This window comes from Polaromonas sp., assembly GCF_039930745.1.
Taxonomy (GTDB): Bacteria; Pseudomonadota; Gammaproteobacteria; order Burkholderiales; family Burkholderiaceae_C; genus Polaromonas.
This window is the reverse complement of the sequence record NZ_JBDTTH010000040.1, coordinates 1-24,989: the sequence shown is the minus strand read 5'-3', so window position 1 is coordinate 24,989 and position 24,989 is coordinate 1. Positions and strand designations below refer to the sequence as shown.

General features: G+C 58.3%; 24 protein-coding genes and 1 riboswitch. Of the genes, 12 read left to right on the top strand and 12 right to left on the bottom strand.

Annotated features, from left to right (window positions below; all coding sequences use genetic code 11):
- Positions 1-599: 599 nt before the first annotated feature.
- From ABI660_RS13350 to nrdR, 3 genes are all read left to right on the top strand, one after another.
- On the top strand, positions 600-1,442 hold the full coding sequence (locus ABI660_RS13350) for a lytic transglycosylase domain-containing protein (protein ID WP_348068779.1): 843 nt from the start codon (positions 600-602) through the stop codon (positions 1,440-1,442).
- Positions 1,443-1,499: 57 nt separating this feature from the next.
- Positions 1,500-1,629: riboswitch (ZMP/ZTP riboswitch) on the top strand.
- Positions 1,630-1,673: 44 nt separating this feature from the next.
- Entirely contained in the window at positions 1,674-2,918 is a 1,245-nt protein-coding gene (gene glyA / locus ABI660_RS13345) for a serine hydroxymethyltransferase (RefSeq protein WP_348068756.1), read from the top strand.
- A gap of 99 nt (positions 2,919-3,017) precedes the next feature.
- Positions 3,018-3,467 (top strand): transcriptional regulator NrdR, encoded by a 450-nt coding sequence (gene nrdR, locus ABI660_RS13340; protein WP_348068754.1) that lies wholly within the window; start codon positions 3,018-3,020, stop codon positions 3,465-3,467.
- Positions 3,468-3,488: 21 nt separating this feature from the next.
- Here nrdR and ABI660_RS13335 read toward each other — a convergent pair whose 3' ends face one another.
- Genes ABI660_RS13335 through ABI660_RS13310 form a run of 6 tightly spaced genes read right to left on the bottom strand, consistent with a single transcriptional unit; the run spans position 3,489 to position 10,159 of the window.
- Positions 3,489-3,935, bottom strand: coding sequence for a type IV pilin protein (locus tag ABI660_RS13335; RefSeq protein ID WP_348068752.1), 447 nt, complete (start codon positions 3,933-3,935; stop codon positions 3,489-3,491).
- An 11-nt stretch (positions 3,936-3,946) separates the two neighbouring features.
- Positions 3,947-7,534, bottom strand: coding sequence for a PilC/PilY family type IV pilus protein (locus ABI660_RS13330; RefSeq protein WP_348068750.1), 3,588 nt, complete (start codon positions 7,532-7,534; stop codon positions 3,947-3,949).
- Between the two features lie 8 nt (positions 7,535-7,542).
- The gene (locus tag ABI660_RS13325) at positions 7,543-8,127 is read right to left on the bottom strand and encodes a PilX N-terminal domain-containing pilus assembly protein (RefSeq protein ID WP_348068777.1); all 585 of its coding nucleotides are present in this window, start codon (positions 8,125-8,127) and stop codon (positions 7,543-7,545) included.
- Between the two features lie 6 nt (positions 8,128-8,133).
- Entirely contained in the window at positions 8,134-9,006 is an 873-nt protein-coding gene (locus ABI660_RS13320; RefSeq protein WP_348068748.1) for a PilW family protein, read from the bottom strand.
- Complete coding sequence (gene pilV / locus ABI660_RS13315; protein ID WP_348068775.1) at positions 9,003-9,611, bottom strand: type IV pilus modification protein PilV; 609 nt, start codon at positions 9,609-9,611, stop codon at positions 9,003-9,005. Before pilV ends, ABI660_RS13320 begins: the two co-directional genes overlap by 4 nt.
- An 8-nt stretch (positions 9,612-9,619) precedes the next feature.
- Positions 9,620-10,159: a GspH/FimT family pseudopilin gene (locus tag ABI660_RS13310; RefSeq protein WP_348068746.1), complete on the bottom strand. Its 540-nt coding sequence runs from the start codon at positions 10,157-10,159 to the stop codon at positions 9,620-9,622.
- 194 nt (positions 10,160-10,353) lie between these two features.
- Here ABI660_RS13310 and ABI660_RS13305 point away from each other — a divergent pair, with 194 nt between their 5' ends.
- Positions 10,354-10,737 carry a hypothetical protein gene (locus ABI660_RS13305; RefSeq protein ID WP_348068744.1) on the top strand — a complete coding sequence of 128 codons (384 nt, stop codon included), beginning with the start codon at positions 10,354-10,356 and terminating at the stop codon, positions 10,735-10,737.
- A gap of 436 nt (positions 10,738-11,173) precedes the next feature.
- On the opposite strand, the gene ABI660_RS13300 is transcribed toward ABI660_RS13305, so the two are convergent.
- Genes ABI660_RS13300 through ABI660_RS13275 form a run of 6 tightly spaced genes read right to left on the bottom strand, consistent with a single transcriptional unit; the run spans position 11,174 to position 18,702 of the window.
- Positions 11,174-15,313 carry a PilC/PilY family type IV pilus protein gene (locus ABI660_RS13300; protein ID WP_348068743.1) on the bottom strand — a complete coding sequence of 1,380 codons (4,140 nt, stop codon included), beginning with the start codon at positions 15,311-15,313 and terminating at the stop codon, positions 11,174-11,176.
- 18 nt (positions 15,314-15,331) lie between these two features.
- A complete protein-coding gene (locus tag ABI660_RS13295; protein WP_348068741.1) occupies positions 15,332-16,030 on the bottom strand; it encodes a pilus assembly protein PilX in 699 nt (232 codons plus the stop codon).
- 10 nt (positions 16,031-16,040) lie between these two features.
- Positions 16,041-17,168, bottom strand: a complete 1,128-nt coding sequence (locus tag ABI660_RS13290) for a PilW family protein (RefSeq protein ID WP_348068739.1) — start codon at positions 17,166-17,168, stop codon at positions 16,041-16,043.
- 3 nt (positions 17,169-17,171) lie between these two features.
- Positions 17,172-17,636: a pilus assembly protein PilV gene (locus tag ABI660_RS13285; protein ID WP_348068737.1), complete on the bottom strand. Its 465-nt coding sequence runs from the start codon at positions 17,634-17,636 to the stop codon at positions 17,172-17,174.
- A 13-nt stretch (positions 17,637-17,649) separates the two neighbouring features.
- On the bottom strand, positions 17,650-18,237 hold the full coding sequence (locus ABI660_RS13280) for a GspH/FimT family pseudopilin (RefSeq protein WP_348068735.1): 588 nt from the start codon (positions 18,235-18,237) through the stop codon (positions 17,650-17,652).
- Between the two features lie 12 nt (positions 18,238-18,249).
- A complete protein-coding gene (locus ABI660_RS13275; protein WP_348068733.1) occupies positions 18,250-18,702 on the bottom strand; it encodes a type IV pilin protein in 453 nt (150 codons plus the stop codon).
- A gap of 145 nt (positions 18,703-18,847) precedes the next feature.
- On the opposite strand from ABI660_RS13275, the gene ribD reads away from it, so the two are divergent.
- The 8 genes from ribD to ABI660_RS13235 all read left to right on the top strand — a co-directional run.
- The gene (ribD, locus tag ABI660_RS13270; protein ID WP_348068731.1) at positions 18,848-19,936 is read left to right on the top strand and encodes a bifunctional diaminohydroxyphosphoribosylaminopyrimidine deaminase/5-amino-6-(5-phosphoribosylamino)uracil reductase RibD; all 1,089 of its coding nucleotides are present in this window, start codon (positions 18,848-18,850) and stop codon (positions 19,934-19,936) included.
- Between the two features lie 54 nt (positions 19,937-19,990).
- A complete protein-coding gene (locus ABI660_RS13265) occupies positions 19,991-20,641 on the top strand; it encodes a riboflavin synthase (RefSeq protein WP_348068729.1) in 651 nt (216 codons plus the stop codon).
- Positions 20,642-20,644: 3 nt separating this feature from the next.
- Positions 20,645-21,760: a bifunctional 3,4-dihydroxy-2-butanone-4-phosphate synthase/GTP cyclohydrolase II gene (gene ribBA / locus ABI660_RS13260; protein ID WP_348068727.1), complete on the top strand. Its 1,116-nt coding sequence runs from the start codon at positions 20,645-20,647 to the stop codon at positions 21,758-21,760.
- Between the two features lie 2 nt (positions 21,761-21,762).
- A complete protein-coding gene (gene ribH / locus ABI660_RS13255; protein WP_348068725.1) occupies positions 21,763-22,227 on the top strand; it encodes a 6,7-dimethyl-8-ribityllumazine synthase in 465 nt (154 codons plus the stop codon).
- Between the two features lie 30 nt (positions 22,228-22,257).
- Positions 22,258-22,776 carry a transcription antitermination factor NusB gene (gene nusB, locus ABI660_RS13250; RefSeq protein ID WP_348068723.1) on the top strand — a complete coding sequence of 173 codons (519 nt, stop codon included), beginning with the start codon at positions 22,258-22,260 and terminating at the stop codon, positions 22,774-22,776.
- A gap of 18 nt (positions 22,777-22,794) precedes the next feature.
- Positions 22,795-23,991 (top strand): pyridoxal phosphate-dependent aminotransferase, encoded by a 1,197-nt coding sequence (locus tag ABI660_RS13245; protein WP_348068721.1) that lies wholly within the window; start codon positions 22,795-22,797, stop codon positions 23,989-23,991.
- 22 nt (positions 23,992-24,013) lie between these two features.
- The gene (locus ABI660_RS13240; RefSeq protein WP_348068719.1) at positions 24,014-24,523 is read left to right on the top strand and encodes a YbgC/FadM family acyl-CoA thioesterase; all 510 of its coding nucleotides are present in this window, start codon (positions 24,014-24,016) and stop codon (positions 24,521-24,523) included.
- On the top strand, positions 24,520-24,989 hold a 470-nt coding region (locus ABI660_RS13235; RefSeq protein ID WP_348068717.1), incomplete at its 3' end, for a MotA/TolQ/ExbB proton channel family protein. The genes ABI660_RS13240 and ABI660_RS13235, both read left to right, overlap by 4 nt.

Below are 24,989 nucleotides of genomic sequence, written 5' to 3'. Positions count from 1 at the left end.
TCAAGCAACTTCAGGTTAAACCTCTGCTGGCCCGTGCGCAAGTCGAAATTTGTAATCAAAACCGTGTAGATCATCGCCATTTTCTTGAGATTTACATCTTGCGGTTTTGTCCTACAGACAGATGGGAAAGTACCTGAGCAAAGCCCAAAAAGTTGCGGCTCGAATGTTCCGGCACTTTCTCGCGAAAACGCTGCAAGCACTTGAGTTAAAAGCCATTTACTGTCAAAACGTACAGCTCCTCCGTAAAAATCCCGGTGACGGATTGGCACTTAGAGGGAATCGCCCAGAAACCTGTGAAGCGTGAAAAACAGGGGTTTCGGACGGTATTTTGACCTTTTAATTCTTTATTTAGTATATCAATCATATTTGATATTATTGACAAGTTATTTAGAGCCCTCATAGAATTCGCCGTCCCACTGAAAACCAAGGGACAACCCGAACCCGCTGCCGAACCCGGCAAAGTCAGACAAGGGGTCAACACCCCAAGGCCACAGTCCTTGGTTTGATGGCGACCCAATCAAAGCGTGAGGCTCAAAAAGCCGTTGCGCGTAGAAAGGAGTGCTATGACAGCGCTAGGACAATTCACTCTCGCACCGGTGATGCGAACGTTTCAGAAAAACGTGGCCGACAGTCTGGCAAACATTGCCGACGACATCGCCCAGGGCTTTTTTGAAATTACCCACAACAGCTTTGCCCTGCTCGGTCTGGCCGTCGTGTTTGCGGTGATCACCCTGACCGCCCGGCCCGACCTGCGTCAGGCCGGCGAATCGAAGCTGATGACCTGGCTGCAGGAGCGCCGGGAAGCAGCCATCGGCTTTACAGAGCCCGGGGCCATCGATCGGGCCACCGCAGCCAACCCGACAGATCTGCCCCGCCAACAGGCCGCCGTGGCCTTCTGGCTCAGTAGAAAGTACGGTGTCGCGCCCGAGCCCCTGAGTGTGCTGGTCGCAGAAGCGTTTGAAATTGGTCAGAAAGCCAAGCTTGACCCGACGCTCATCCTGGCCATCATGGCGATCGAGTCGGGATTCAACCCGTTTGCGCAAAGCCCGGTGGGCGCTCAAGGCCTGATGCAGGTCATGACCAAGATTCACCACGACAAATACGAAAACTTCGGCGGCAAACTCGCTGCCTTTGACCCGGTGACCAATTTGCGCGTCGGCGTCAAGGTGCTGCAGGAATGCATTGCCCGCGCCGGTTCGGTCGAAGCCGGCCTGCGGTTCTACGTCGGCGCGGCCAACCTTGAAAGCGACGGCGGTTACGCCGCCAAGGTCATGGCCGAACATGCGCGCCTGCTGGCCGTTGTGAGTGGACGTGCGCCGGCCTACACACCGGCCGTGCGGCCGCCGCTGGCCATCCCGGCTTCCCTGCCCGCCGGCCCCGAAGCCAGCGATATGCCTGGCGAGAAAGCCAACGGCAAGGTCGCCAGCCTGGCGACTTCCTGAGTTCGCCCCGGGCTTTCCACAGCCCGAAGGCAGGTTCGGCGCCGACTCCGCTACACTAGCGGGGTGCGCAACTGGCGATAGGCGACCCCTGCATAAAGGGCGTTTGCTGACGTGGGATACCACTGGGAAGCGCACCGCTGACGTCATCGGTGACCACAGCGTTCAGCCGTTCGCCTGGGCAGCCCTTGTTTCATGCCTGCCATGACAGGGACCACGTCTTGAAGGACTGCCATGTACGACCGCAACATTCTTGTTGAACAAGCCGACCCCGAAATTTTTGCCGCCATCCAGGCTGAAAACGCGCGCCAGGAACACCACATCGAGCTGATCGCCAGCGAAAACTACGCCTCGCCCGCCGTGATGGCCGCGCAGGGCTCGCAGCTCACCAACAAATACGCCGAAGGCTACCCCGGCCGCCGCTACTACGGTGGCTGCGAACATGTGGACGTGGCCGAACAGCTGGCCATTGACCGCGTCAAGCAGATCTTTGGCGCCGAAGCTGCCAATGTGCAAGCGCATTGCGGCGCTTCGGCCAACGAAGCCGTGTTTCTGGCCTTTCTCAAGCCCGGCGACACCATCATGGGCATGAGCCTGGCCGAAGGCGGCCACCTGACCCATGGGATGGCCCTGAATATGAGCGGCAAGTGGTTCAACGTCGTTTCCTATGGCCTCAATGACAAGGAAGAGATCGACTACGAGGCCATGGAACGCAAGGCGCATGAAACCAGGCCCAAGCTGATCATCGCCGGCGCGTCTGCTTATTCGCTGGGCATTGACTTTGCGCGCTTTGCCAAGGTAGCCAAAGATGTGGGCGCCATCTTCATGGTGGACATGGCGCACTACGCCGGCCTGATCGCCGCCGGCATCTACCCGAACCCTGTGCCGCACGCCGATGTGGTGACCTCCACCACCCACAAAAGCCTGCGCGGCCCGCGCGGCGGCATCATCCTGATGAAAGCCGAACACGAAAAAGCCATCAACAGCGCCATCTTCCCCGGCCTGCAGGGCGGCCCGCTGATGCATGTGATCGCAGCCAAGGCCGTGGCCTTCAAGGAAGCGCTGGCGCCCGAGTTCAAAACCTACCAGCAGCAAGTGCTGAAAAACGCACAGATCGTGGCCGAAACGCTGACGCAACGCGGCCTGCGCATAGTCAGCGGCCGCACCGAAAGCCACGTCATGCTGGTGGACCTGCGCGCCAAGGGCATCACCGGCAAGGAAGCCGAAGCCGTGCTAGGCAGCGCCCACATGACCATCAACAAAAACGCCATTCCCAACGACCCGGAAAAACCCATGGTCACCAGCGGCGTGCGCATTGGCACCCCGGCCATGACCACGCGCGGTTTCAAGGACGAGGAAGCGCGTTTGACAGCCAACCTGATTGCCGACGTGCTCGACAATCCGCGTGATGCGGCAAATATTGAAGCGGTTCGTGCCAAGGTCAATGCCATGACCAGCCGCTTCCCGGTGTACAGGTAACCATGCGGCGCGGTGCAAGCACTATGTTTTTGATAGCTTCTTGCGCCCACCCCATAAGGGCTGGAGGCCAATTATGCTTGTAAATTCTGGCAAAACAGCATGAAGTGCCCCTTCTGCGGCAATCTTGAAACCCAGGTTGTTGAAACGCGGGTGTCGGAAGACGCAGACTTCATACGCCGCCGCCGCCAGTGCGGCGCGTGTGAAAAACGCTTCACCACCTACGAGCGGCCCGACGTCAACTTCCCGGCCATCGTCAAGAAAGACGGCCGCCGCATTGAGTACAAGCGCAGCAAGATTCTCGGCTCCATGAACCTAGCCCTGCGCAAGCGCCCTGTCAGCACGGAACAGGTGGACTCGGCCATTGAGCGCATTGAGGAAAAGCTGCTCAACCTCGGCCTGCGCGAAGTGCCCTCCACCCGACTTGGTGAGCTTGTCATGCGGGAACTGAAAAAACTCGACAAAGTCGCGTACGTGCGCTTTGCCAGCGTCTACCGGAGTTTTGAAGATATTGACGAGTTCAAGACGCTAGTGGATGAGGTAAGGCGGTAGCGCAAGGTTGATGCGTGTTAATCATCTCCAGCAATCCGCGACACTGAGCCCAGCACCGCTTTTCCCCTTGACGCCAGTGTGGGTCACCGACAAAGAGCCGCATTTGTCGACAGCCATACCTCCGGAAGGCACGGCCGTCAGCGTGTAGGAGTTGACCGTAGCTTCCACACTCAGTGTGTAGCGCGCGGCACCGCCCGGGGGAAGTGTCTGCAGGCGCGCCGGCAGCGCGGGGTTGACATCAGCAGAAGTGGTGTAGCGGCTGTTGGCGGCGTAATAACGCTCCATGAACTGCCGGGCCTCCAGCAATGCAGAAGTCGCTTCCGCCCTGTTGCCGCGGCGGACATGTTCTGAGTAACTAGGCAGGGCGACCGCCGCGAGTATGCCGACGATGGCCACGACGATCATCAGTTCGAGCAGGGTAAAGCCCGAAACGCGCACTCGGCTGATTGGATATTGGTTGAATTTCATTTCTGACTTTTCTAGAGGATGGGCGGATTGATGATCCGGCGCCAGACACGGTCGGTGATCCCAAAAGGCTCGCCCGGGACGCACACCAGCTTGCCGCCGGAAGCCTGGTCCAGGGACAGGCCGGGTTTGAATCCCGGGGGACAAGGGGACGGACCGCCTCCACCTCCATTGGGCGAGCTGTCCGGAAGGAAAACTTTCTGCCCCCCGGGCGAAGTGGAATAACCCACACTGGTGGAATCGTCACCGTTCACGAATCCGTCGCCGTTGGTGTCAAAAAGCCGGTAGGAAGGATTTGCGCCTGAGGCGACTGGCAACACAAAGGTGATGCCAGCGCCGGGGGAAGCTTCACAGGGCACGACGTTTTGGCCGGGGGCCAGCGCGTGGACCAGCGCCACACCCTTGCTGACAAACACGATCGGATTGATCATTCTCAAGCCCGGGAGCACATCGAGATCGATCACCCAGCCCCGCTGGGTCACAAAATCCACTGCATCGCCTTTCACGTCGTAAACCACATTGCCATCCGGTGCAGGGGTCGAGGAAAGCGCCCGGGCTGCCAGGGAAGAACGGGCTATGGGGCGAGCAAAGCCAACGTCCGCCGGTTTGTCCCACACACCGTAAATCGCTTGAACCGAGGTGGAGTTCGCATCGGTTTCTGTCACCAGGATACCGGTGCCGAAAATCAGCATCTTGCCACCACTGCGGTGCTCATAAATGCCAGGTGGCTGAGTGATGGGTTGCGGCACTCCGGCAACGCTTGTCGCCGAGAACAGAGGCGCACCGTCAGAAATCTCGAAGCGGCTCGCCGCTGCGGCGTTATAGGCAAACTTCCACAACTGGCCTTTCAGGTCACCTGCGTACAAGGTGGTGATTTGCCCCTGGCTGTTGCGCTGCACGGCCACGCCACTCAACCCGTTGGAGCCTGAGGAATCCACCACCAGCTTCTGTACTGCTCCGGTTTCAAGGTTCGCCACAAAGAGAACCGCCTTGCCAGCCACGCTCATGTGGCCGTTGCCAAAAATCGCGACCCATTGGCCGTTGGGCAGAACGCCCGACTCCACGGCTGAGTACACATGCCCCAGGTCGGCATCGTTGGTATTCGAAAATTCCCAACGCACCGTCGTCGCGCCGAGATCGGCGGTATCCGTCACGTCGAGCGCGTAAACGGCACGCCCACCTGCCCCCAGGGTTCCAAGGAGATAGTTGCGCCAGCTCGCCGAAGACTCACCCGGCGCGCGTACATAGGCATCGGTTTCCCGCAAGGGCCCGTCCACGAAAAACTGGTGGTACAGCTGGTCGGTGCCATACGCTTTATCCGACAACTTGGAAAGATTGGAATACGTTGCCCGGGGGACAAAGGCAAAGACTTCCCGGCCATCTTCCGCGGGCGTCTTCCCCAACGTGTCCTTGAAGGCGTGGAGCATCCCGCCATTGCTGCCGATAAACAGCGTCGCGCCGCGTTTTGCTTTTTGCTCCAAAAACTTGGCGTACTCGCCTCCGCTGGTGGGCAAATTGCCGTAGCCGAGGTTCACGCCGGCCTTGATCAGCAGCGGGTTGGAATTAATAAAATCGCCCAGAACAGCGGCGCGCCTGCGAAAGGGTTGATCGCTGCCCTCCTGGGCCCGGTTACCCCGCAAAAAATCAACCATGGCGCTATTGCCCGCCGAGCCAAGCGCCGTTCTGTTGCCTGTGCTCATGTCACTCCAGGTAAACGGTACCGCTTTCGGCTTGGTCAAGCCGGCGTCCCAGGTAAAAATTTTCCGGCTGCCCCACGCAGGCATGCGGGCTTCAGCGCTCCAGAACGGCGGGGCGTCGGGGCCCGCACCAACTGCACGGGCCTGCACATCACCGCTCCATACGCCCGTCTTGTAGGATGGAACATAAGCGCGATTTCCTTCTTCCAGCTGATTGCTTGCAGTAGCCACCCCGCCTTCACGCAACTCGCGCTGAAGGGCCTGACCGATGGAATCGCGAATCGCGCCGGCCATTTCACCGGGATCCTTGGCGCTGAAGAATTTTCCGCGGCTGTTGACCGCGGCATGCCAGAGGTCGTCAATCGCGTCAGAACCCCAGCTTTTGCTTCCGCCGGCCAACAAAGGCAGATCGGTCGCCGGATCGAGAGAACCGCGCACGCCCAGGCCAACCGTGAAGTTCACCATGTGTTGCCAGAAGGCCGGATTTTCAGGCGACGAAACGACCTTGTTGGTCAGATCGGGACGCAAATCGTTCTTCCAGAATTTCATGGCGTAGTCCGCCAGCGTGTCCGAAGCATCGTCGCGATACGGCGCGGTTTTTTTATATCGATAAGGCTTGTCGAGAGGCCCTGAAATCGAAGTACCGTCGGCATCGTCCTGGTTACCCACCGTTTCCAGACCGTTGGAACCCACCTGGTCACTCCAGTAGCCATCCGTCACCAGTAGGTGGTAGGCACGGCGACAGGTTTTATCAGCGCCTGAACTGGCAGTTCCTGGAGATTCAGCCCACGGGCCCCGGCTGTCTGCCCGGGAGAAATACTCTCCGGCCTCCTGAACCGCCAAGCGCAAGGGGGTGCCGCCCACAGCCGGCAGCGAATACAGCCAGTCGAACAACTCCCCCTTGCGTGTGCCGGTGAAGTCCCGCACGCCCGCCTGGATGACATGCGTGTTGACACCGTCGATCAAGGATTCCCCGTGGTTGATGCGCCCATACCCGAGGCGAAAGGTATCCGCAGATTCAGAGAAGGCCTCCGCCACCGCTCCCCTGGCCAGCAGGTTGCGCGTGCGGTAGTAAGTGAACCAATTGGCAAAGTTCTGGCGCTCCTGAGTGCGCGAACAGCTGGTGGCGCTGCAATCGGTGCGTGCCGGAGAGGCGGTGTAGGTCGTCGTGCTGGCATCGTTGATACTGAACTTCTGGTAGTTCACCGGACTGTTCGCACCGAGGTAGGCACCTGACGTGCTTTTGTTCAGCCTGTAATACAGGCCCGGGTCATAGGCGATGCTGATGTTGGCGCCGCAAGCGCCTTCAGCGGCGGCTCCGACGACACCGGTCAAAGGCTGATAACACCAGACCAGCCCGGCATTCGCAATGGTGCGCACATTGGTCAGATCAATCGTGCCGCCAGTTGCGCTCATGGGGTCGCGGCGCGCCGCGGTCACTGTAGCGTTGGGCATGCGGCCGCCGGCGACCAAAGGCCACGGCCGGTAGCGCACCTCGGGGTTGTAGTAGATGGTGTTGGTATCCGACGAACGAAGCATTTTCTGCCGGTAATTTTGTGACGCGGGATCACCGGAAATTGTCCCTCGGTACTGAACCGGGTTTCCTTGCGCCGAGCCTGGCCCGCCCAGCGTCGCATTGTCATCAGGATCCATGCGAACGGAATTGCCGCCGACCGGATTGCGAATGATCTGCGAGCCCAGGATGATGTTGTCTTCGGGCATATGCTGAAACATCATCGAACCGGAATCGTCCATGGTCAGCAAGATGTTGGGCTTCACCCCGCCGCCATCGCGGCTTAGCAAAGGCTTCTGGGCTGGAGCCTGGGCGGCCACCAACTGCACCAGAAGCATGGCGATAGCTGTTGAAAGAACCAAGCTTCTGACAGACGGCAAAAGAAAAAACATGCGCGTCCTTAGTTCAAAACGAGGGTGGACTGGAGCCAGACCACCGAGCCACCAGTGGTGCTTCCCGTGGATGCATCGGCGGTGTAATCGGGGCTGAAGCCCCGGCCTGTGATCACATAGGTTCGGGTGCCGTCACGCAGCATCTGTTTTTCAACCACGCACTCGGGAAGCTTCGCAGGATTGAAAGAGGTGTCCGATGACTTGATAATCGCTTCGGGTAGCGATGTCAGGGAGGCCGAAGCGCCGCCTGTGCCGGTCCAGGTGACAGTTTGCATCCACGCCACGTCCTTGAGCTCCGTGTCGACCGGCGTCACAACTATCTTGGCCTCCTTCAGCGTGGCGACTCGGGCTTCATCAGAGTCAGGCTTGACGAGTTGCGCTTCGCAATAGCGCAAGGCGGCTTCGGCGTATTGCTGCGCCAGGTTTTGCATGCGCATGTTGTTGGTCAGCTGCTCGTTCGACGTTGCGTTTCGCATAGTCGCCGCCGAAGTCAAGCCAATGATGACCAGCATGATCAAAACGATGATCAATGAAACGCCACGCTGGCGACAGGGATGTTTTCCCAGATAGGGAACAGGAGTGGGATGTTTCATCACGGCCTAAAAAGCCATCTTGTTGCGCAAGGCGGTGGTTCGGGCATAGGCTCGCCGTGCAAAGCGGTCCGTGGACGTCTGCAAGGTGGAATCGCAATCCAGATAACTTGCAGAGTCCTCGGCAGTCAGGACCGGTTCGGCGCTTCGCATCAACAGGCATACGCGAACACTCACAACGAAGCTGAAATCGGTTCCGAGGTCCTTGACATTGGCCGCGCTCACGTACCGGGTAATGCTGCGCGGCTCAGCCGGATTGGCCTCGCCATACCAGATCTTCATGCTTTCCACGTTGTCCACCAGCGGCAGCCCTACGGCACCGGCCTTGTTGCTGGCGCAATGAAGTTCAGGACGACCCAGTACACTCGTGGCCACGTAATAGCGGTTGTAAGCGACAAAAAAATTGGTCGATCCAACTGTCTGCTCCGCCAGGCTGCCACCGAGGCAATCCGATGGTCCCTTGCTTGTGCTGTTGCGCACAGTGGTGGCCAGATCCGCTTCGTACACCACTTCGATGGAATGCGAATTTCCATTCCCCGCACAGATGACCTGGCCGGTAGTATTGGCTTTCACAAAGTTGCCGTCGCAGCCAAAGACCGGCCGACCCGCGTAGGTCCGCACAAGCTGAAGGGTCCCGGGATCCAGGCTCACAGGCTGCGCATAACCAGCGAGCAGAAGATCGCTGGACAGCAGATGCAGGCCGATCTGGGCATCTTCATTCATTTGGGCATAGGCCGTCTGCAACCTCTGCGTCTGCCCGGAAGTGAGATAGGCCAGAAGAACGGCACCGACGACAACCAGCCCGATCACCAGCGACACCAGAACCTCCACAATGGAGAGCCCGCGCTGGCGGGACCGGGGGCGTGTGGCTGCCCGCGTCACAGGTTGATCCTGAAATAGCTGCAACGCACGCTTTTGTCCGAGCGCGTGCCCAGCCCGCTGGGACACTCCGCCGCAAGCATGGGAGCCTCGTCAGAACTCGCCACTGCCGGATCGCGCCATGCCATCCAGACATCGGCAGCGATGGCGTCTTCCTGCCGTGAAACAAAGACGGAACCTTCCGGCAACTGGGTTCGCACCAGCAAGCGCCACTGAGCCATATCGAGCTCAGCGATTTGCGCAGGCGTGCACGAACTGGCCGCAGTGTTGCATAGCTCCGCAGGAAAATTGGCGTTGGTCGCTTGCCGAGCGAAACTTGTGGCATTGAAGTCGTACGCACCAGCGAAGAAACCGCTTGCAGCGGTTTCTTCCCTCGCCGCCTGTCCCTTGTTCGCCCTCATTCGTTCTGCCAGATCACCCGCGAGCAGGGTGGCCGTCGCACGATACTGTGACATTTTGGTATAGCGCAAGGCCGAGGCGCTGGAACCCGCAAGAGCCAGGAGGGCGACCGACGAGATGACGATTGAAATCAGAACTTCCAGAAGCGTGCTTCCTGACTCACGCGCTCTTGCGCCCAGCCAGCGCCCATCGCACGGAACCGCCACCATCTCCAAGCTCAGCACGAAGCGGCCCCCGCCGCCTTGAGCGCAGGCCGTCCCTGATTGGAAATGCAGACAAGTCGCTCCGCATCGGGAGCAGGCCCGGTGGGCACAAACACCAGCGTCTCGTCGGCACTTTTGGCCCACCCTGTGGCCTGATAGGTGAAAAAGCGACGCGTGCTGCCAGCAGGCCGGGCAATAGAAGTTATTGAGGGCAGCGCTTGCTGCACCCTGAGGATTTGCTCGCCTGCATCGAAGGTGCCATCCCCGTTCGCATCGATAAACACCATCCACCCATTGACCCACGCGCCGTCCGCCCCAGAGCAATTTGTCCCGCTTGCACTTTGGCAAAGCGTAACGCGGGTTGAGCGCTTGATAGCCTCAGAGCGGGCATACCGCAAGTCCGTCATCATGGCGTCAACGGCCGACAGAACCGCACGCTTCAGGAGAAAGGAGCGAAAGCCTGGAACCGCAAGCATCACCAACACAGCGACCAGCGTGGTCACAACCATTAGTTCTACTAGAGTGAAACCCGTCTGCGAAATCTTCTTGTACATGCGGTCCAGACTAGTCTGGCATGCACTGAAGACCCATTGCCCGGCCGACATTCGGGGGGTTAGATCAGCTGAACGGTGAGGTCGATGACGCGCGGTATCGTGTATGTAATACGACGACGGAGAAGACTCACTCTTTCGTTTTATAGCTCGCGTAGACGCGTGATGAGTTTAATAAACTCAAGACCGGAATATCTTTGGAGGGGATTGAATACTTTTGCGCGCTTTTGGGAATTCACGGTCATGTGCATGCTGACGCCGCGATCAAGGGTCAGTCAGCTACTGTCGCCGGATTTCTCGCCAGTGCCTGGTCAGATCGTGTCGAAGACGATCTCAACCCGAATGAGGGATTTCACGTGCTGTCCATCGCGTTCCCCGGACGAGAACTGGATTTGCATGAAGGTCTGGCGTACGGCCTGTTCCATGGCGGGCGGCAAGGCTGGTTCTTCCATACGCACATGGCGTACGCTGCCCAATTCGTCGATGAAAAGCGAGAACACACCGGCGTATCGCCCATTACCGGCCACCTCGGGAGGATATGGAATAGCAATCGGCGCTTGAGGCGCGGGGACCACGGATAACAGGCTTCGCGGCAGATACTCCGAGCCACTCCATCCCTGCCCGCTACCCTCATCCGTAACGGCCTCTAGAGGCAGGGAGTCGGGCCGACTCGCATCTGAAAAAGACGATTCTGCAGCTTCTGGAAGTAAGGGCTCATCCAGCGCTAGAGGCCGACCAATTGCCGAGTTATGCGCGACCGCAGTTACGGGGGGCAAACGCAGCGCTGCAGGAACAGCAGATTGTTGCGACCGCAACAATCTGGTCTTTAGATGAATCTGGTGCCGCTCTTCCTTGAGCGGAGAGTTTGTGTTTCCTCCTCGGGGGATATACAAACCAATGATTATTCCGTGCACCAGCAACGATATGCCAAAGCATGTCCAGCGGACCCTATTTCCAGAGCCTCTGATACGCTCGCCAATACGATGAGCCCTCCACTGCCCCCCCCAAGGCAGCATATCAATCAATCAGCTCACGCCAAGAAGTGCGGTGCAACGGCCCCCTCACGGAAGAGCTTGAAGGCGGTGGCTCCACGGCCCGAAGCGAACCAGAGGTGTCCTGCACAATAATTTTGGACGTACCGTCTGCCAGTTTGAGCCAGCTCAAACCAGCAATGATCGCTGTGCTGCTCAATTGCGTGCCAAGCACATTGCCGTTCAAAAGCGCCGTTCCGGATGCCACGTTCATGAAATACAACCAGGACCCGCCGCCTGAGCTGCAAGCATCGCCATTGGGCACCGCCGTGGGCACTGCAAGCGTGTTGAATTGCAGCGACATGTTGATCGCTACCCGCTCCCTGGTGTTCGGAAGATCTAATTTCCAGCCGATCTTGGATGTCCAGTCCACCGCATTGGTGCTGCCCTCCGCCTTGCCAACATTGACGCCGGTGGTGGCAACCGTTGCGGTCTGACTCACCAGCAAGGAATTGGCTCGGGCGTCCCCCCATCCGCTTGCGGTCAAAGGGTCTTTAACTGCATAAATTGACTGCTGGACGGTGTCGGTGATGTCGGACACGCCAAGATATCGACCCGTGCCTACCACGATTACCGGCTTGCCCGAGACTTCAGCAGTCTCAGGCCTGGTTGTGATGGGCTGCGGTGTGGAAGAATTAATTTGATAGGTGGCCAGCAACATGGCCGAGCTGTTAGGAAGAAACAGATTATCGAAATCAAAGCGCCACAAGTTGCCCAGAAGGTCACCGCCATAAAAACGGGTGGCAGTGTTGTTGGTCGCTTGATCGATCCATGCATTGATTTTGGCCAAACCGCTGGGCGTTGTGTTGCTGCCCGCTGTGGTGGCTATGTCCTTGAGCAAGGCCCCGGTAGCCGCATTCACGATGTAGAGATGCCCTTTCCCGTCGGCGTTGTTATACCCCGAGGTGAGCGCCACCACCCAGGTACCGTCCGCGCGCTTCGTAACAATGGGATTGCCATAACTCAAACCCAGGTTTGTGTCAGTGAATTCCCAGAGAGAGATTGGATTCACTGGATCGGTGATATCGAGCGCGTAGTAGGAATTGCCACCGGAGTTCAAACCGCCGACCAAAATAGTCTTCCAGACACCACCTGTATAAATATCAGCGATTACCGGCACACCATCCACGAAATACTGGTGACGCGATCCATAACTGCTATCCGCCAGCTTGTACATATTCTGCATGACTGCCGTCGGCACATATGCCCACATTTCTTCTCCGCCATCTGCAGTGGCTGCTGAAAATGCGTGCAGCATGCCATCGTTTCCGCCTACATAGATCATGCGTTTTCTGCTGGCCTTCGCCGTTTTGTAAGCCGCATAACCAGCATCGGAGTAGCTGAAAGGCGAACCGCCCACATACACTGGCGCGCCATTGATGATGTCGCCCAATACATGGCTACGGGTCCGGTAAAGAGGTGACGTCGCGTTGTTGGCTTCATAAGTCCTCACGCCACGAAGATAGTTCACCAAATTGCTGCCAGTGTTGGCAAGCGTCACGTTGGCCGGTGTCAAGCTTGCACATTGAGCCGCGACGAGCGCTTTGCTGCACAGGTTGTCGAAATTCGACGCATAACCGTCTGTGCTCAGGTTGCTGTAGTTGAAAGCCTGGAGCGTGGAGTTGCTGGGCGATTTCCGATAATAGATATTTCGGGTACTCGCGACCTTGCTATCCAGTTTGGTCTGCGCTGACCAATTGGGTGTGGACCCGATAGCGGCTGTCGTACCGTTAAGGCTGAAAGACTGCAAATCTCCGGTCCAGGAAACTGTGGTGTAGCTCGCCTTGAACACCTCGTTGGATTCGCCAGCGACCAACTCCAGTGCGCTGGTCGCAGCGGCTGAGGAAGCTGCGACTTCTTCGGTCACCGAGGTAAGAACACCGCTGATTGCATCGCCCAATGCACTCGCATCCAAAGCGGAATAATACTGCCCGCGCCCATTAACTGCCGCATGCCAAAGGTCGTCAATATTGGTCGGGCCGCCACCATTGGTCGAAAAAATGGGTGCAGGCCAATCAATTGTCCCGTTTGTTAAATTAACGTAGGCACCAGAGCTTTGTGTCAGGTAATTTTTATCGTAGGTCAAGGTGCCATTCACCCCCAAGCCGATACTGTAGGTTGACATATGTTGATAGGTCGCCGTGTCACGGCCAGACACCTTCAATGTGTTGTCACACAAATTCTGGCTTGAACCTGAGGCGGTTGAAGTACAGTTCCCCAGAGCTGTACTGCGCAAAGGGGTAGCGTAATAATATTGGGCAACGTCCGCCAACGTGTCACTCACCCCGCCTGTAAGCGAGTTCGTATTTACGGTTGTGCCCGCCGTGGTATTGGTGCTCACCACAGAGTTAACCACCGTAGGGGTACGCGTTGTTACACCAGCGGCACCGGTGTTTGTTGTGAAGCCGCAGTTTCCGTTCCCGACAGTTGCATCTGCGGTTGACGCTAAACAGGCTCCAGAATAATAAGTACTGTTCAGACTCAACCCGGAGTTATTGAAGTTGGTACTACTAAGCGTATTTTTGGTCGCAATGGCTCCGTCTGCCCAAGCAGAAAAAGTACCAGTGGTTGTAGTACTGACAGGTGAGATCGTGGTGGCGCCCGTTGTCGTTGTATCACTGGTAACCGCTCCGTCGGTCGTCACCAACGTACGGGTAGAAGTTGTGGTTTCATCTGTAACCACAGTTGTGGTGACGGCTGAAGTTTGAGTACGCGTTTGCGTTGTCACGTTAATGCTGCTGCGAGAATTGCCGACAACCCATTTGTATCTTGTCCAGGTCGTAGGTGTGATGTAAGTACTTGCCACCGATTTGCGTACCACAGTGGTTGATGGCGTAACGCTGGTCACAACGCTTTTTGTGCTGTCACGCATGGGCCGCGCTTCAGTGCGATCATTGTTTCCTATATCCGTGGTCCCATCCAACCGCTTTCCGTTGGTACTGTTCCAATAACCGTCCGTCGACAGCAAAGAATAGTTACGCTGACACGAATACTGCACCGGGTCGTAAGTCTGGCCTGTAGCCTTGTTTGCAAAATAGCGCCCCGCTTTCGCCAATGCAGATCGTAGAGGTGTACTGGAACCGGGCACTTCTGAATAGAGCTTGGAATAAAAGGCCGCTTTTTGCGTGACATCGAAATCTTTCGTATCCAGAAAGGATGTGCCTGCCGTCGCCGTCGTGTCGTTGATGGTTGTGAATCCAACACGGTATCCAGAGCCAAGCGTAGAAAAAGCCTTCCCGACTGCGGTACGCATCAGCAAAAACCGCTTGCGGTAAAAAGAATACCAGTTTGCGTAGTTTTGCTTCTGAGCAGTGGTCAAACCACTCACGGAAACTTTCGTAAACACAGCAGCACCGGGCGAAACACCCACTGGGCTTACGCACTGGTTGTAAAAAGTAGTGGCAATGGGCGCTGCAGTTGTATAAGTCCAATTCATTGCAGCTTCTGATCCCGAATAGCTGTAATAAAAAGGCGTTTCCGATGTACTGGAAGTAACGGTCCAGTTGGCGAAAGTTCCTGAGCCGCTGGTACCGGTAACGGTCAGCGTGATAGTCTTGGTAGTACTGTTCCAAGCCGCGATTGACCCGGTCATGGTCGCGCCTCCATTCGCAACTGTAATTGCGCGACCTACCGTATAGCTCGAGGCAACAAGATCAGGCCCGGCAATGACAAAACTTTTGCTCCCTGTTCCTATCGTTTTCGATGTAGTACTGGTTCTGGTGGAGTTCAGTGTAAATGTTGTGGTTCCGAGATTCACCGATCCGGTACCCGCAAAACCCTCGTCCCATGCAGAAGAAAAGGTTGAATTCGCGTATGAAGTGCCGTTAGCCTTCACTGGGGGGAAATAGGTGAGCGCCGGGTTATAGGCAACGCCGTTGCACTGTGAACTGTGATAGCCATACTGGCCGCTATCGTCCATATCGTCCGGCATATAAGCATTGGCCATAGATCCTGAATCATCCAGGATGAACATGAGATTGGGCTTGGCCGAAACCTCCGACAGCGAAGACAGCGGTTCAATTGATATGTCGGTGGATGCCGACCATGCACTGGGAGTTGTCAGGCCGCCTATGAGGAGCAACGCAGCCAGTACAGGCAATAATCCTGAGAGTTTTTTGTGTTTCATTACGGAGCTCCGGTTGCTCTAAAAATGCACGATGGTTTCGGTGAAGCTGGTGGTGTCACGGGCACCGGAAACCTTGACGACAATTCGGTAATATGGGCCGCCGGCGCCGCTGAAACGGGCATAGTCAGCGTAGTTCACTTCGCCTTTCTTGGTCGAGGAACCGCTGCTCGCGCTTACCGGGGCGACGCAAGCAATGGTTAGGTCGAGGGTCGGGTCACCCGCTGCGGAACACAGCCTGAAAATGATGTATTCCGCCGTATTTCCATTGATGGTCCCAGCGCTGCCAGGAACAAAGGCACAGGAGGCAAATGTCCCGCTGGTGGCAGAGGCACAGCCGCCTGCACCCCAGTTAACCAACGCTCTTGTATTCGCAGTGAGCTGTCGGCCAGTGACATCAATCAAATCAGTGGTGCTGGCGTAATACCCTGTGCCCGCAGTCCCGTTGTTGTCTTGTATCAACGGGTTGCTGCGCAGCCAGGCAATCGCAGCCATCGTCGCCTGATCAGACGCTCGGGTGGCTTCCTGCTTGAATCCAAGATTGCCTATCACCAGAGTGCCAGTGTTGACCGATCGGATCAGCCCAATGGCAGCCAGCGACATCGCAACCAGGGCCAGTAGCGCGAACAACAGCGACGCACCGGCTTGAGCACCGGCCCTTTCCACCGCTAGCTTCTGGTTGCGGAGGTGGCGCAGGGGAAATGAGAGCTTGGAAGTCATTTCTTTAGCCTCACGAGTTCCAGAGGACGTTGCGCAACGGAATGACGGTGTCATAAACCTTGTAGCGATAGTGATCCCAGTCAGTGATGTGACTGAGGCCCAGCGAGAGGCACTGGCTTCCGGTGAAGCATGCGCTTGTGCCAGCAACGGTATAGCCCGTGCCGAGGTTCCACAAGGGTGCAGCCGAAGTTACCACCTCCCGTTCATATTGCCCACTTCGAGCAACTACAGCCACACGTACCGCGAGAACCTGTTGCCACCCCGCTGCAGTTGTTGGTGTTGTAGTGTCATAGGTATCTACCACGCCATCAGCATTGGTGTCTTTTCCATACATCGCCTGGAACTTCACGATTTCTGGGTAAAGATCTTCCGTTGCCGCCGTGCCGGTTGCGCTGATCAGGTTGGTGGTCTGCAATGAAAGCCCTGCGCTGACGGCATAGCTGCGGTAAGCCATGGGCCCCAGGTTGATGAGATAACTGCCTGCGGGGAAGGTGTTCGCCAGATTGGCAGGATTCCACTGGCTCGTGGTTTCATGCGGGATAACAACCGTTGAAAGGGTCGTCGGTAAGGCACCGCCGCTGTTGGTGGCCTGAAGCAAGGCACATGCAAATCCTCCGCCCACCACGCTCGGTACGGCAACGAACATATCACCGGCTGTGGTGCCAAATGCAGACCTGACGACGAAATAGCCGCTGCCCACCGGATGATCCTCTGTCACAGGCATCGGCACGGAGAAACTGCTCTTGCGGCTGATCAGCACTGAAACTTTGCTGCCAGCATTTCCGTTGTCTTCTATCACAACCGGTGCAACTACAAGAGGGAAGCCAGTAAGGGCGGTTCCACCATAGCTTGCGTTGATGCCACATCCGAGCGCAGCAGGATTGCTGGCCAACCCATATCCAGCCATCTGGACGTCTCGTTGAATCATGTACAGCGACAGCGCTCCGTTAACCTGAGCGTCGCTGCCACTGGTGGCGGACCGACGCTGCCCCTCTGACATGATCATTACATTGGTAATTACTAATACAGTCAGGAGACCCAGCGCCAAGCTGATCATCAACTCGATTAGGGTAAAACCACCTTGCGAGGCTTGATGAGATTTCGTCACTTCTATCTTGAAGGCTGTGCTGACATTCATAACTTAGCCCTCAGAGGTCAGAATCGTGGAAACTGCGGTGTGTTTGTGAGTTTCGCCGGTTGGTGTGGACCAACTGATGACAATACTCACTTCGCCAGTTGCCGAGGTGAACGTGACTAAGACGTTGCTGGATGGCATGACCTGAGCCACCTTGTCTGCCCAGCTGGAACAGGGCCCGTAACTCGCGCACGTTGCACTGTCATACTTGGCGGCGTTGATAGTGTCGGACCACATCATTCCTGTCAACTCTCCCGCCAGATATGAGGCATCTGCTCGGAACTTGGCGTCGGTTTGAGCCCGCGTCATGCTGGCCTGCAGGCCCACCAAGCCCAGAACACCCAACATGAACAGCAGCATGGCTACCAATACCTCGACCAGAGTGGCGCCTCGCATGGAAGCCGGATGGGCCCCCTTGGAGAGATTCCGCGAGCGTTTTGACGAAGAAAAAGAACTGTATCTGGTGCTCATATTGATATACGCGTTAGCAACGCCGAGGATCTGTGGTGCTCACTACAGTTGGATCACACATGCGAACCGAACCTGCGGTGTTGACCACAATACGCAGGCTCTTGACCGTCGCATTCTTGCTGACGTTAACCAAGGCGATGGGACCGGTATTGATCACTCGCCCGAATCCGTCAAAAGTGACCTGATTAGCAGCAGTGGTTCCGTTGGCCTGAAAGGCAGCAACCGTGACATCGGCCCCTCCATCGCCCACTGGATGTGCGGCGACTAGCCTTGGAGCCACCGTCGTGGATGCAGCCGCTGCACATGCACCCACGGGGGAATTCATGCTAACGACCCAGGATCCAGCTGTCGACGACAGCGCGCAATCATTACTCAAAGTAGTTTGGTCAGGCAAGGAGACCAGCCAGAAACTGATAGCCTCATTGCGGCGAATCGCTTCGGCCCTAGCTTGTTGCAAGCCATCGCTTATGGAACTTGCAGAGTTACGTACTTTTAAATTCCCAAGCCATGTGCCAATGCTGGGCATAGCCCCCATCAGAATCAAAGCCAACACCGTAATGGTGACCATGAGTTCGATAAGGGAAAAACCGCGGGAGCGCATCGTTACTCCTGCTCAGCAGGCTGAAGTCTTGGCCAACCAGCAGGCCGTCGCAACCGCATCCCCTTTGAAGAGGGTGGTTGCCTTGGCGCCCGCCTGATTGACAGTGTAGACGTGCCCAACCGCTCGCGCAGAACTACCCGTCGCAGTAATCGTATAGGCCTGCCCACTGCCAGAAGTAGCACAACTGTAGGTAAAATATTTGGCGTCGGCCGGAGCAAAGCCATTCCAAGAAGACGCAGTTGCATCCGTTGCACAGACAGCGCCGGCCGACGCTCCGTAATTTCGGTTGTCCTGGTAATACTGCTCCATCTTGATCCGATAATCAGACAAATGCGTAAACGCCTCCTGTATCTGCCCCCGGCGGACGTAGTCGTTGTAGGACGGAAGCGCCACGCTAGCCAGAATGCCAATAATGGCGACCGTTATCATGACCTCGATCAATGTAAAACCGCGATTTCTTAACATAGGACGTACTCAGTAGGGGACGGAAGGTAGTTAGTTGGCATTAAGCAGCGTAATGCCGCTATTTGCAGCGCCCCACCGACAGCCGGTTTTTAACGATGGACGAGTGGTGAAGGCGATTTCATGCTCCGCAACACTCGCGAAAAATTTGATTCACTCCGCCTTATCCTGTGCTTCCAACTTCCTGTGCCTTAGCAATCCCAACCCTCGGGTGGGATGTGTAATAACAAACTCCAACAATGCGATTGTGGGCAGAGGCCACACGCAACGCGCCGGCGGTCCTCACGCCGAAATCATGGCCCTACGGGACGCAGAAGCTCGTGGCCACTCGCTGCAAGGCGCCACCGCCTACGTCACCCTCGAACCCTGCTCCCACCATGGCCGTACCGGCCCCTGCTGCGACGCGCTGATCGCGGCGGGCGTCAAAAAAGTAGTCGCTTCCATTGCGGACCCCAATCCCTTGGTCTCGGGCCAGGGCTTTGAGCGGCTGCGTGCAGCGGGCATTGAGGTCGAAGTTGGCCCCGGCGCAGAAGAGTCCCGCGAGCTGAACATTGGCTTTTTCAGCCGCATGATCCGCAAGACGCCCTGGGTGCGTATGAAGGTGGCGGCGTCGTTGGACGGCAAGACGGCGCTGGACAATGGGGTCAGCCAATGGATCACGTCTGACGCCGCACGCGCTGATGGCCATGCCTGGCGCGCCCGCTCCTGCGCCGTCCTCACCGGCATCGGTACCGTGTTGCAAGACAATCCGCGCCTTGACGTGCGGCTGGTCGATACACCGCGCCAGCCGCACCTGGTGGTGGTGGACAGCCGGCTGGAGACACCCCTGGATGCTCATCTTTTCATAGCTGGCCGCGTGCTCTATATCTACGCTTCCGAGCAAAATGATGCCAAAAAGGAGGCTCTTGAAGCGCGGGGTGCAACCGTCATTTATTTGCCCGATACCCAGGGCAAAGTGGATCTGGCGGCCATGCTGCGTGATCTGGCCCGCCGCGAGGTCAATGAGCTTCACGTAGAAGCCGGGCACAAGCTCAATGGCTCACTGATCCGCGAAGGACTGGTGGACGAGTTTGTGGTCTACCTGGCGCCCAAGCTGATAGGCCAGGGGGCGGACATCGCCAGCTTCGGCCCCATCACTGAACTGTCGCAGGCGGTGAACCTCGATTTCCGCTCCAGCGACAGGCTGGGGCCAGACCTGCGCATCGTCGCGCGGGTCAGCGGGCGCGACCGCTTTTAGGCCTTCTTTGCGCCGTGGCCCAGAGGCACGCGCAATCTCTGCGAAAATGCGGGCATGTTTACCGGAATCATCACCGGCGTGGGGCGCATCGTCGCCATCCATAGCCTGGGCAGCTCTTTGGACCATGGCAAGCGACTCACCGTCGAGGCGCCAGCGGGCTACCTTGATGACGTGGGCTTGGGTGACAGCATTGCACTCAATGGCGCCTGCATGACCGTCACGGTGCTGGACAGCGCCAAAAACCAGTTTTTGATCGAAATTTCCGCTGAATCACTGGCCAAAACAAGCGGGCTGGTGGAACCCGGACCCATCAACCTTGAAAAAGCGCTGCGTGCCCACGATCGGCTGGGCGGGCACATCGTGGCCGGGCATGTCGATGGTATTGGCACCGTCACCCATTTTGCAGAGGTGGGAGAGAGCTGGGAGCTGCGCATCCTCGCCCCCCGTGAGCTGGCCAAATACCTTGCCTACAAAGGCTCCGTCACCGTTAACGGGGTGAGCCTCACGGTCAACCGCGTGACGGACCTGGCCGACGGAAAAGGTTGCGAGATCAGCATCAACCTGATTTCCCACACCGTACAAAACACGGCGCTGGGCCATCTGCGGCCACAATCGCAGGTAAACCTGGAAATTGACCTGATTGCGCGCTATGTCGAGCGCATGCTGGGAGTTGACAGGCTTCCCAAGAACGGAAAGAACAGCTGACCCATGACGACGATTGCCATCTCCCCCGTTCAAGACATCGTGGCCGACATGCGGGCTGGCCGCATGGTCATCCTGGTCGATGAAGAAGACCGTGAAAACGAAGGTGACCTGGTGCTGGCGGCCGACCACGTCACTCCGGAAGCCGTCAACTTCATGGCGCGTTACGGCCGTGGCTTGATCTGCCTGACCCTGACGCGCGAACGCTGCGAGCTGCTGCAGCTGCCGCCCATGGCCACCCGCAACGGCACCAAACACAGCACCGCCTTCACCGTATCCATTGAAGCCGCCGAGGGTGTGACCACCGGCATCTCGGCAGCAGACCGCGCCCGCACCGTGCAGGCCGCTGTGGCCAAAGACGCGAAGGTCAGCGACCTGGTGCAACCCGGCCATATCTTCCCCTTGCAGGCCGTCGATGGCGGCGTGCTGATGCGCGCCGGGCACACCGAGGCCGGCTGCGACCTGGCCGGCATGGCGGGTTGTTCGCCGGCTGCCGTGATCTGCGAGATCATGAAAGACGACGGCACCATGGCACGCCTGCCGGACCTGCAGATCTTCGCCGCCGAACACGGCCTGAAAATCGGCACGATTGCCGACCTGATCGAACACCGCAGCCGCCACGACTCGCTGATTGAAAAAATCGGCAGCCGCACGCTGCAGACCGCCTTTGGCGAATTCACCGCCCACGCCTTCAAGGACAAGACCAGCCACGGGCTGCATCTGGCTCTGGTCAAAGGACAATGGTCCGCCGACGACACCGTGGCGGCTCGCGTGCACGAGCCGCTGTCCATTCTTGACGCACTCGAAACCGGGCGGCCCATGCATTCATGGAGCCTGGACCAGAGCCTGGCCTACCTTGCGAAAGAAGGCAAAGGCGTGGCGGTGCTGCTCAACTGCGGTGAAAGCGCCGCGCAATTGCTTGAACAGTTTGAGGGCACAGCCCGTGCCAGCCAAGCTCCTGAGCGCGGCCGCATGGATTTGCGCACCTATGGCGTGGGCGCGCAAATTTTGCGCGAATGCGGCGTGCACAAAATGATGCTGATGGGCAACCCGCGCCGCATGCCCAGCATGACGGGTTACGGCCTGGAGATCACCGGCTACATCGCCAACAAAAAGGATTAACCGTGTTTGGAGCAGAAAAGGGAATATCGGACAAGCTGGACGGCAAAAAACTCGCCATCGGCATTGTCCAGGCGCGCTTCAATGAAAGCATCACCAATGAGCTGGCCAAGGCCTGCTGGCTGGAACTGCTGGCGCTCGGCGTCGAAGAAAAAAACATTCACCACGTCAAGGTGCCCGGGGCGCTGGAAATTCCTGCCGCCTTGCAGGCCATGGCCGAGCGCGACCAGTACGACGCGCTGATCGCGCTGGGCTGCATCATCCGCGGCGAAACTTACCACTTTGAACTGGTGGCCAACGAAAGCGGCGCCTCGGTCAGCCGGCTGGCGCTGGACTACCAGTTGCCCATCGCCAATGCGATCCTGACAGTTGAAAACGTGGCCCAGGCTGAAGCCCGCCAGACAGACAAAGGCCGCGACGCAGCGCGTGTTGCCGTGGAAATGGCCAACCTGCTGAACGAACTTGCCTGACACCTGCGGCCCTACCCCACCGAGCGATCCATGACTGAAAAGACTCCCCTCAAGCCCAAGCGGCCGCCGCAAACCCGCACCGGCCTGACCGATACCGGCGTGAAAAAAGCCGCCGACAAGTCGGCACGCACCCGCGCGCGTGAGTTCGCCCTGCAGGCGTTGTACCAACACCTGGTCGGCCGCAACGAGGCGGAGTCCATCGACGCCTTCACCCGCGACCTGGTCGGTTTTCACAAGGCCGACTCGGCCCACTACGACGCGCTGCTGCATGGCTGCATCGAGGGCGCCGAGGCGCTGGACGCCAGCATCACGCCGCTGCTGGACCGCAAGATGGCGGAGATATCGCCGGTTGAACACGCCGTGCTGTGGATAGGCGCCTATGAATTCAGGCATTGCCTGGACGTGCCCTACCGCGTCGTCATCAACGAGTGCATCGAACTGGCCAAAGCCTTCGGCGGCACCGACGGCCACAAATACGTCAACGGCGTGCTGCACAAGCTGGCCCCCGGCTTTCGTGCCGCGGAAGTTGCCGCCGACCAAAAAGCCTGAGCGCACAGTGCGAGCGACATGCGGATAGCCCGGCGCGCCCAGCGCATTGAGCCCTTTTATGTGATGGAGGTTGCCAAGGCCGCAGCCGCCATGGCCAGGGAAGTCGCCCACAGCGCGCAGCCCATGATTTTTCTGAACATTGGCGAGCCAGACTTCACTGCGCCGCCGCTGGTTCAGCAGGCCGCGGCTCGCGCCATCCACGACGGCAACACACAGTACACCCAGGCAACCGGCCTGCAGCCGCTGCGCGAGTGCATCAGCCGCTGGTATGCGTCGCGTTTCCATGCCGACGTCGCGCCCGGCCGCATCATCATCACCGCAGGTGCTTCCGCCGCCCTGCAGTTGGCCTGCCTGGCATTGATCGAAGCCGGCGACGAGATTTTGATGCCGGACCCCAGCTACCCCTGCAACCGGCACTTTGTCAGCGCAGCCGATGGCAATGCGGTGCTGGTGCCCACCACGACCGAAGAGCGCTTCCAGCTCAGTGCGGCCAAAGTGCAGGCCGTCTGGACGGACAAGACGCGCGGCGTGCTGCTGGCCTCGCCCTCCAACCCCACCGGCACATCGATTGCACCGGAAGAGCTGCGGCGCATTCACGAATTTGTGACCAGCCGCGGCGGCATCACGCTGATCGATGAGATTTACCTGGGCCTGAGCTACGAAGAGCGTTTTGGCCACACCGCACTCGCCATGGCCGACGGCCTGGGCGACAACATCATCAGCATCAACAGCTTCAGCAAGTACTTCAACATGACGGGCTGGCGCCTGGGCTGGCTGGTGGTCCCCGAGAGCCTGGCGCCCGTGATCGAACGCATGGCACAAAACCTGTTCATCTGCCCCAGCACCGTGGCACAACACGCGGCGCTGGCCTGTTTCGAGCCGGAAAGCCTGGCGGAGTACGAGCGCCGCCGCGCCGAGTTCAAGGCCAGACGCGACTACTTCATCCCGGAGCTGAACCGCCTGGGCCTGACGGTGCCCGTCATGCCTGACGGCGCTTTTTATGCCTATGCCGACTGCACCGCCGCGGCCGCCAAACTAGGTGTCAGCGGCAGCTGGGACTTTGCGTTTGAGCTGATGAAACGCGCGCACTTGGCGGTCACGCCAGGCCGCGATTTCGGCACCGATGCGCCTGAACGCTACATCCGTTTCTCGACAGCGAATTCGATGGAACAGCTGCGGGAAGCTGTCGCCCGGCTGGAGACCGTCCTTGGCTGAGGGGGCCACATTCCAGTGGCCAATGCGTGTCTACTGGGAAGACACCGATGCTGGCGGCATTGTGTTCTACGCCAACTACCTGAAATTTTTTGAACGTTCGCGCACCGAGTGGCTCAGATCACTGGGCATCGAGCAGCAGCGCCTGCGTCAGAGCACCGGCGGCATCTTTGTGGTGACGGAAACCACCGTGCGCTACCATCGTCCGGCTCGCCTCGATGATGAACTCATTGTTACTGCCCGCCTGATAGAAAAAGGCCGGGCGTCCTTGATAATCGGGCAAACTGCGCTATTAAAATCAGAGCATTCGGAGCTATCAGGTGAAAACCAATTTTCCGACGGGCCGCCCCCAGGAGAATTAGCCCCTTCTTTTGGTGAAAGGGGCAGCGCACCGCCGAAGGCTCGCGCAGCGAAAAGCGTGGGGGCGACATTATTGTGTGAAGGCACAATACGCATCGGCTGGGTGGAAGCCGCCAGCCTGAAACCCGCCAGAATTCCCGCCAACATCCTTGATCGTCTGGAAACCAAAACATGAACCAGGATTTATCCATCGTCAACCTCCTCCTCAACGCCAGCTGGGTGGTCCAGGGCGTGGTGGCATTGCTGGTCGGTGTATCGATTGCGAGCTGGGCTGCCATCTTCCGCAAGATCGTCTCGCTCAAGCGCGTGCAGTCGCTCAACGACGAGTTTGACCGCGAGTTCTGGTCCGGCACCAGCCTGAACGACCTGTACGCCGCGGCCACCCAGAACGCCAAACACAGTGGCCCCATGGAGCGTATTTTTGCCAGCGGCATGCGCGAGTTCCAGAAGCTGCGCGAGCGCCGCATGGCCGACCCCAGCACCCTGCTGGACGGCGCGCGCCGCGCCATGCGCGCCAGCTACCAGCGCGAGGTGGACGCAGTTGAAGCCAACCTGTCCTTCCTTGCTACCGTCGGCTCGGTCTCGCCCTACGTGGGCCTGTTCGGCACCGTCTGGGGCATCATGCACGCCTTCACCGGCCT